This window comes from Lutispora sp. (genome assembly GCF_041687175.1).
Classification (GTDB): domain Bacteria; phylum Bacillota; class Clostridia; order Lutisporales; family Lutisporaceae; genus Lutispora.
This window is the reverse complement of sequence record NZ_JAWLCK010000120.1, coordinates 1-7743: the sequence shown is the minus strand read 5'-3', so window position 1 is coordinate 7743 and position 7743 is coordinate 1. Positions and strand designations below refer to the sequence as shown.

Here is a 7743-nt window from a genome sequence, read left to right as displayed (position 1 = left end):
AAAGGATGGCAACTGTTCCATTTCCAACAACCTTGCCGAAAACAGCATCCGTCCCTTCACCATTGGACGAAAGAACTGGCTGTTCAGCGGAAGCCCCAAGGGAGCTGCTGCAAGCGCTGCAGTTTACAGCATGATTGAAAGTGCTAAGGCTAATGGTCTGAATCCTTACAAATATCTTTACTATATATTTAGTGAACTGCCAGGTGTGCAGTTCGGACGACACCCGGAATTCCTTGAAGATTACCTTCCATGGAGCCTAGAAGTTCAAAGTACCTGCAAGTAGAGCAAAAACTTTAGTTTACACGAGTTTTTGCTTTTTTTCTATCCACTATGTTATTTGACGTTTACAGTTAACAAGTTAACAGGCTGGCACCTAACCTAATAATCTGAATCTTGTTCGATATTAGTCTTGTCTTCCGTAGTAACATTAGGTTCACTACTTGATTGTATTGAATTAGTATTATCTTTTTCTGATAAATGTGTAGCATCACATCCTACTAAACAGGCTGTATACATTGCCATAACAAACAAGATAGCTAGCATTTTTTTCAAGTTTTCCACGCTCCTATAAATATCAGAATGATTTGCAAATAATCTAAATGGGGGCACAAATATGTTTATTAATAATTATAACTAAAATATGCCCCCATTGATAATAAGTCTAAACTAGCTTAACCCTTTCTTTATGCTACTCTACTAGCTGGAAATGAATCAAGTCCTTTTTAGGTTCAAATATTGTAAATAAACCTGAGTCTTTAACAACTTCTAGAAGTTCTGAATTAATAAAGTCTTTACTATTTAATTTATTAGCATCAGCATCAAATATAACTGCATCAAATGCTACACCCCTGGTATGCGGTGCATTAGGATTTGGTTTAGCCACAACACCAACTAGACCATGTCTATTATAATCATCAATTTCTTCTTTTGTTGCTGTTCCACTTTGTACTTTTTTGTTAAGTTCATATAAATGTCTCTGGTACTCAATTGGCCTGTAAGCTGAAGTATATGTGATACTCCAACCTTTGGCTTTGACTGCAGCTTCAAACTTATCTTTTGCATCTAATAAATCCGGATTTACACCATCCCAGATAACAGATTCACCGTTTTCCATTCGTCGTACCAATTCTTCTCTATTTGTAACTTCACCCGTCTCCTGATCGCAATCACTATAATTGGTACCATTCTTAGTATTCTTTTCTGTAACATTCTTTGTCGTGCTGGCAACAGGATCTCTTTCAGGCATTTCCCAACTATAAACTCCATAAGCCGGTCTCAATCCCAATGGATCCACATACTTTAGTGGATTATTAACTACATAAGGATATGGATTCAATGTCTGTGGATCTGTCATATCTCCCGGCCATGGATCTTCCGATATGAATCTCCCTGTCTCCGGCATGTAGTAAATAGGTGCCAGCCTGTTAACTTATTAACTTATCTATTGTTTAGCAGCTTCCAAATCGATACCCCAGACTGGCCTAAAGTTGAGCCGATCTCTCTTAGTGTATATCCATTTTCCTGTGCTTTTCTTGCATACTTCAACTTGTATTCCCTGTATCTGCTTTCCCTACTTCCATTCAATATTTTGTTTATTATTTCTTTGCTTTCTACTTCCTCTGTCATTATCTCATCCAGACTTGGTCTCTTTTCTGTGTTTATACTGCTTTTCATCATTATTTCATATGCTCTGTCTCCTATTTCTTTCAATGTATCATAATCGGTTTCTTCCATTTCATTCATTATATCATCGTATTTTTTATTACTTTTCCTGTATCCTTCTTCTATCATTTCAATTATCATACTTGTTTCTATAAATCCATTGGATTTTCTCCTATAGAATTTATCACTGCTCCATTTGTAATCTTCAACCCTTTTTACAATTCCCGCTTTCACAGGATTTTGATGTATGTATGCCAATACCTTCAGTAAGTACTGCTCATTTTGAACAACAGAAGCCTTGTACCTTCCCTGGAATACATGCCCGCATCTTTCGTACACTGCATTGAAGTATTTACTATACTTATTGTTGATATGGTGCATTATTCTCTGGAGTTTTACATCGTCTGTCTGCATCAGCAGATGATAATGATTGTCCATCAGTACATAGCCCATAAGCTTGAATCTCATATTCTGCCTGCTTTCATTCAACAGCTTAAGAAAATAACCTTTATCTATATCTTTATTAAATATATACTCTCGATTGTTTCCTCTTGCAATTACGTGATAGTATCCGCCTGCTATTTCTTCTCTTGCATATCTTCCCATCTTAATCACATCCCGGTATTTTCATACATGCTCCTATTTCCTTATTTTACCACACACTTTGTCCAAATAAAAGAATAAACCCAAGTCTTTAACTTAGGTTTCACTCAAATTCCTCAATTTAGTTAACAAGTTAACAGACTGGCACCTAACCTACATGCTTGTTCTTGTCATGGCCGTAGGCGTGTCCTTTTCCTTTTCCCGGTCTGCTGCCTCCTGTATTGGTTTCCAGGTCTATGTACTGGGCTACACCTGGGCTACTCGTTATATTTGTACTGGGTCGTATTTCAATAACCTAATAACCTTTGCACCTGGTACATAAGATTTTACCATATCAAATAAATCTCACTATATTCCACATTATACCATATTGTGAGTTTTTTTGATAGCAAAGCCCTAGAAGACTTTTCTTCTAGAGCCTCACGCCAATAAGTTGACAGGTTGATAGACTGGCACCCAACCTACTTATCTATCCTTTCGATAGACTAGCACCTGACTATTAACAAGTTAACGTAGGGTCTGCAGCAAACCATGTAAGTATTTCATCTTGTTCATTACTCATTGTTAACCAAGCAATATAAAAGGTAAGACTTTTTAATGATGCTTTTTTTGTTACCCTAATACGTAGTCTATCTTTCATATACTCATAATAAACACCTGGTATATCACCTTCTACCCCTATGCTTAATTTAACATTATTAACTACAAAACTAATTAAAGCTAAACCCTCACCAGATTCGCAATAACCATTTAAAGGTGACGTGTTTTTGTTATCTATTAAGCAATCTATATTTGTTTCTCCATTACAAACATTAATGTTCTTAACTTCTACTTTATAGCGTCCATCAACCCGAAATTGTTTTCCTATATTTGTAAGCCTAATCGGTATATACTGTATAACTTCTCCATTAATTATAAAGCAGATATTTCCAAGCTCAGTTATTAACATATTTTCTCCTTTCTAATAAATTGTATAAGTCTATTTCAAATATTGACCTGGATTAACAGGATATCCATGTATATTTCCTTTTCCATCAGTATGAACTCTTACTCCGGTTTCACCATTTTGACCTACAACTTTTCCTGCATCCCATACTTTAGTTCCATCTTTTAAAGTAGTACCATTTTGCCATGCTTCTTGTGTCTCATTAACACCAGTTTCACCTGATTTCCATTGGGATTTTGACGAAACATTATTCGGGTGTCCTTGTACATGCTTCCCCTGTTTTCCTGCATCAACAGGTGGAGCCCCTTCCACATTTCCATTCACCGTTCCTTGGTTTGGTAACTTGGCAGTACTCTTCTCGTCACTTGACGTTGCATCATTAGCGAAAAACACATCTTTTACTTTATCTGTAATATAGCTATTAATACCCTCATTAATTTCTTGAGCTACTGCCATTACTGCAGCAATACCAATTCCTAGACCAATTATTGGATTATCCTTTATTACCTTACCCATTTCAGTTGATGCTAGAGGAACTGTGGTAGCTGCAACTATTGGATTCGTATCTATGTTTCCAATTTTAGTTTTACCCGTCCCCTCACTACAAGAGCTATTACAATTATATAATTCCTGTGCCAATATCTCAATTAAAAAATGCAAATTACTTCCAATATCATAAGAGTACTTTTTAAATCAGTTCTTTCCGTCAGTCTTCTCAAACGGTCTATACTCAGTCTTTGTCTTCATCATGCCGTAGATAATCCTCACAAGCCTTCTTGCCACGCACACAAGCGCCTGTGGTTTGTTCTTGCCTTCCTTAACCTTCTGTTCAAAGTACTCCCTGAATACCGGGTGCCTTGGTTTTCCACCCTTAGACACAGCCACCATCTGGATTGCAAGGAAATGAAATATTGCATTTAATACCCTGTTTCCATTCCGGCAGCGTTCATCCTTACCCTTTCCGGCAGAGCTGAATTGTACCGGAGCCAGCCCCATGAATCGGGCAAGCTTATCTGAATCAGGAAAGCGGTTGATATCTCCAATTTCAGAAATTAGATGCGCCTCAGTTGCAAGGTCTATTCCAGGCATGGTACGTAATTTATAGCCTGCCAGTGGAATTATCCTTTCAAGTTCAACATCAACTTCCTTAATCTGCTCGAGGTTGCTCCTTATGCTTTTAACAAGGCTTTTGACGATGAAATCCCTTTCCTCTTGAAAGTTCTTCATCGTATCACCATCGTTTTCTATCATTGCAAATATCTCATGTATCCGTTCCCTCTTCAAGCCTTGATTGATTACTTTCAAGGTCACATAAACCTGCTCCGGTGTAGTATTCTGAATATGCTCCGGTGAAGGATAGTTTTCCCAAAAGCATAATGCACTTTTGCCATCAATCTCTGCAAAAAACTTTCTGTAGCTTGGATAGGAGTACATAAGCTGATTATGAAGCGTGTTTTTGTTCATGACGTTATTCTTCACAAGCAGGTCACGCCTTTTCACAAGCTGCCGGATAGTCCAGAAGATATCCTCATGCTTTGCATCGGGAAGGGCATCTACCATATCCCTTAATACTCTGGCAACGCAGTAAGCATCATAGGAGTCATCCTTGTAAACAATGGGATTGGAGAGCCTTACGGCACTTGTATAAGCCGGATTTACGTGCTTGACATCAAACTTCCTGCCCACCAGATAGGCTGACAGGTTTCTTCCAAAACCTCTGGTATCTTCAAGTCCGAATACAAATTCCTTTGCACCGCATACCTTCCTCACATCCTCAACGAATGCAGGAAATTTGGAGGGTCTGTTCTCAAAGGTGATTTCACCCAGTTTATTCATCCAGCAGTCAATAACCACTGCACAATGGATGTCTTTGTGCATATCGATTCCAATAAAGCAGGTGTTTCTTTTTTGATAAATATGTATCCTCTCCTTTTTTCTTGTCTCCATCTCTCATACCGGCAACCTCAATTTAAGAGCGTTAACCCTTTTGGGGTCTCGCAAGGGGACGGCAACCTATCTAATCCAAGTGTGACAGATTACGTGATTTGCACTGTTTTTCAGTGCTAGGCTCACGAGCCTGGATTCAAGCACTTTGATGATAAAAAAACTTTAGGTTTTGCTTGAATCGAATTTTAGTTGTGTGTGATGTTAACTCTGATAGCTGACAAATACAAGTCAAATTTGGAGGAAAGTTTAAAGATGAGTAAATGAAAATGAAGACAAGAGAAATAAAGACTCGATAAAAATAAAAAGCAGAGAAAAAAATCATTTAGATTTCTTCTCTGCCGTTAATTCGATTAATATTAAGAAGTTAGGTTTGGAGTATCAACTCGTCCCCCCCTTAAACCCCCCTCCTTGCTCCATTTTATCATGGGCTCAAAAAGGTGGTCAAGGAGGGGTTCACCAGTTTTTTTGTTTATTTTTTCTGAAGACTTAGAAACCGCATTTTTTGCTGAATCCATTGCAACAACTGGTCTTTATTTTTCTTACCCTTTTGTTGCGACGTGTTTGCCCTGTGTGGCGTTTTCTAATCGAGAGTAAGGTTACGATACCCCATCGGACTTTTGAAGCAAATTTTAAAGCGATTTGATTGAGGTTTCCTTTTGCAATTTTTCACACGTTTTTAATGTGAACCCCCCGGTCGAAAACCATGCAGGTTAAAGAGGGGTGGTCGCAAGCGACCTCCCCTCGGATCACATCAGCCCGCAATGCGGGCTGTGGCATTTGGCATAGATGGTCGAAAATAACCGCGTGTTTGTCAGTAGGTGGTCGGCACTACCATAAAGCCCACATTTTAAGCTGTTTTGCAGGTGCCAGACCAAGCTGTACCCTACACACTTGGCACAAATGTCCTTGTCTCTTCCGATTTAAACTATCCACATGCAACCACAGTTAATCATTTCTTACAAAATTTCTGTTTTTATTTTCTCATTTTCTCTTAGATTTATCAAGCTGCCTTCAATACTATCACTTAAGCCCTTAATATCCGTTTCCTTGTTTGTTGCCTTGTCTATAATTTTTATTCCGACATTTGTCTTATTATCTTCGGTAGTAAATTCTTGATAAATTTTATAGCTATATCCATTGTTTTCAAAAGATAGGTAATTTAAATCCATTCCTTCATTCCCCGCTCCACCCCCACGCAAATAGTATGAATAGGTGAACTTGCTCCATGAATCAGCTTTGTTTTCAGGAAATTCAAGTTCGATTTTATCTTTTGTTCCGAACCTGTATATTATATAATCCTGCTGTGTTTTTGATACACATACAGATAATGTTTTGGGCGAATTTGCTAGCTTAAAACTAAACAATACCTCTTCATTGTCAGTACATACATTCTCTTTGTATTCAATTTTTGTCTCTGTATCTGCCGATGGCGATGTAGTGTTGCTTGGAACATTAGTTACTTGGTTTGTTGCATCGGTTTGCTTTGGCTTTACAGTTGTTGATGTAGATGATGAATTTTCTATTTTTTGTGTGCCATTACATCCTATAAGTCCACTAAAAGATATAACTAAAATTACTACTAAGAAACTCAGCTTGTTGCTACTCATTTTTGTCACTCCAATCATTTTGTATTTTTATATATCTCAGCTTTCTTAAGCATAAGATTAGTGTATGCCTCAACCTGCCCATCACCATTGTACTGTGTTACAAAGGATTTCAAATCTCCTTTTTGTAACGCTTTTAGCGTATTTCCATTATTATAATTCTTAAAGAATGTTATCATTCCCTTTAGTTGCTGTTCATTTCCCTTATTAAAGTCTTCATACATTTCCTTGGCTGAATTGTACCCAGCAGCCTTATAATTAAAGCCCATTATTTGTCCCATGCCCATACTAATTGACTCATATGCAGCATCCTCATCTATGCTTAATGCAAATTCAAATGCCGCATACTCACCCGATTGTTTGCCAGTATGTACTTTTTGCCATTTCTCTTTAGTACTACTTCTCCATTGATGTCCTGTCCATTTAGGGCTACCATGTGTAATTAAATCAGAATGACCAGCTTTACCTACAAAGATATGGTTTTCAAAGCGAATTTTCAAGTTATCGTCAACAAATCCCGACCCAGACGATTCTACAAGAATAACCGCTGCTAAGAGATCGGGGTCTACGCCCAGTTCATTTGCCATTTCATCTATTATATCTCCATATTTTTCTTTAAATTCAGAGACAGAGCCAATGGAGCTTTTATCTCCACCATTACCCGTCCCCTGAGTACAATCGCTATAATTGGTATTATTCTTAGTATTCTTTTCTGTAACATTCTTTGTTGTGCTGGCAACAGGATCTCTTTCAGGCATTTCCCAACTGTAAACTCCATAAGCCGGTCTCAGTCCTAATGGATCCACATACTTTAGTGGATTATTGACCACATAAGGATATGGGTTCAATGTCTGTGGATCTGTCATATCTCCCGGCCATGGGTCTTCCGATATGAATCTCCCTGTCTCCGGCATGTAGTATCTTGCCTGTGCATACCACAATCCTGCATACACATCATATTGATACCCTGTGTATCCAAAG

Annotated in this window: 10 protein-coding genes; 1 reads left to right on the top strand and 9 read right to left on the bottom strand. The window is 38.0% G+C overall.

The annotated features are described in order from the left end of the window. The coding region (locus tag ACESM9_RS13130) for an IS66 family transposase (protein ID WP_372999488.1) at positions 1-283 on the top strand (283 nt) is incomplete at its 5' end. A 95-nt stretch (positions 284-378) separates the two neighbouring features. Here the strand turns inward: ACESM9_RS13130 and ACESM9_RS13125 are convergent. The 9 genes from ACESM9_RS13125 to ACESM9_RS13085 all read right to left on the bottom strand — a co-directional run. Next, positions 379-552 carry a hypothetical protein gene (locus ACESM9_RS13125; RefSeq protein ID WP_372999485.1) on the bottom strand — a complete coding sequence of 58 codons (174 nt, stop codon included), beginning with the start codon at positions 550-552 and terminating at the stop codon, positions 379-381. Between the two features lie 136 nt (positions 553-688). Further along, positions 689-1402 (bottom strand): RHS repeat-associated core domain-containing protein, encoded by a 714-nt coding sequence (locus tag ACESM9_RS13120; RefSeq protein WP_372999482.1) that lies wholly within the window; start codon positions 1400-1402, stop codon positions 689-691. A 35-nt stretch (positions 1403-1437) separates the two neighbouring features. Then, positions 1438-2268 (bottom strand): REP-associated tyrosine transposase, encoded by an 831-nt coding sequence (locus ACESM9_RS13115; protein ID WP_372999479.1) that lies wholly within the window; start codon positions 2266-2268, stop codon positions 1438-1440. 496 nt (positions 2269-2764) lie between these two features. Then, on the bottom strand, positions 2765-3214 hold the full coding sequence (locus ACESM9_RS13110; RefSeq protein ID WP_372999476.1) for a hypothetical protein: 450 nt from the start codon (positions 3212-3214) through the stop codon (positions 2765-2767). Positions 3215-3244: 30 nt separating this feature from the next. Next, entirely contained in the window at positions 3245-3871 is a 627-nt protein-coding gene (locus tag ACESM9_RS13105; RefSeq protein ID WP_372999473.1) for a hypothetical protein, read from the bottom strand. 33 nt (positions 3872-3904) lie between these two features. After that, positions 3905-5089 carry an IS110 family transposase gene (locus ACESM9_RS13100; RefSeq protein WP_372999491.1) on the bottom strand — a complete coding sequence of 395 codons (1185 nt, stop codon included), beginning with the start codon at positions 5087-5089 and terminating at the stop codon, positions 3905-3907. Between the two features lie 425 nt (positions 5090-5514). After that, entirely contained in the window at positions 5515-5673 is a 159-nt protein-coding gene (locus ACESM9_RS13095; RefSeq protein WP_372999470.1) for a hypothetical protein, read from the bottom strand. Between the two features lie 441 nt (positions 5674-6114). Continuing rightward, a complete protein-coding gene (locus tag ACESM9_RS13090) occupies positions 6115-6765 on the bottom strand; it encodes a hypothetical protein (protein WP_372999467.1) in 651 nt (216 codons plus the stop codon). Between the two features lie 14 nt (positions 6766-6779). Continuing rightward, positions 6780-7743 (bottom strand): N-acetylmuramidase domain-containing protein (locus ACESM9_RS13085; RefSeq protein ID WP_372999464.1); only part of this gene is annotated, 964 nt, incomplete at its 5' end.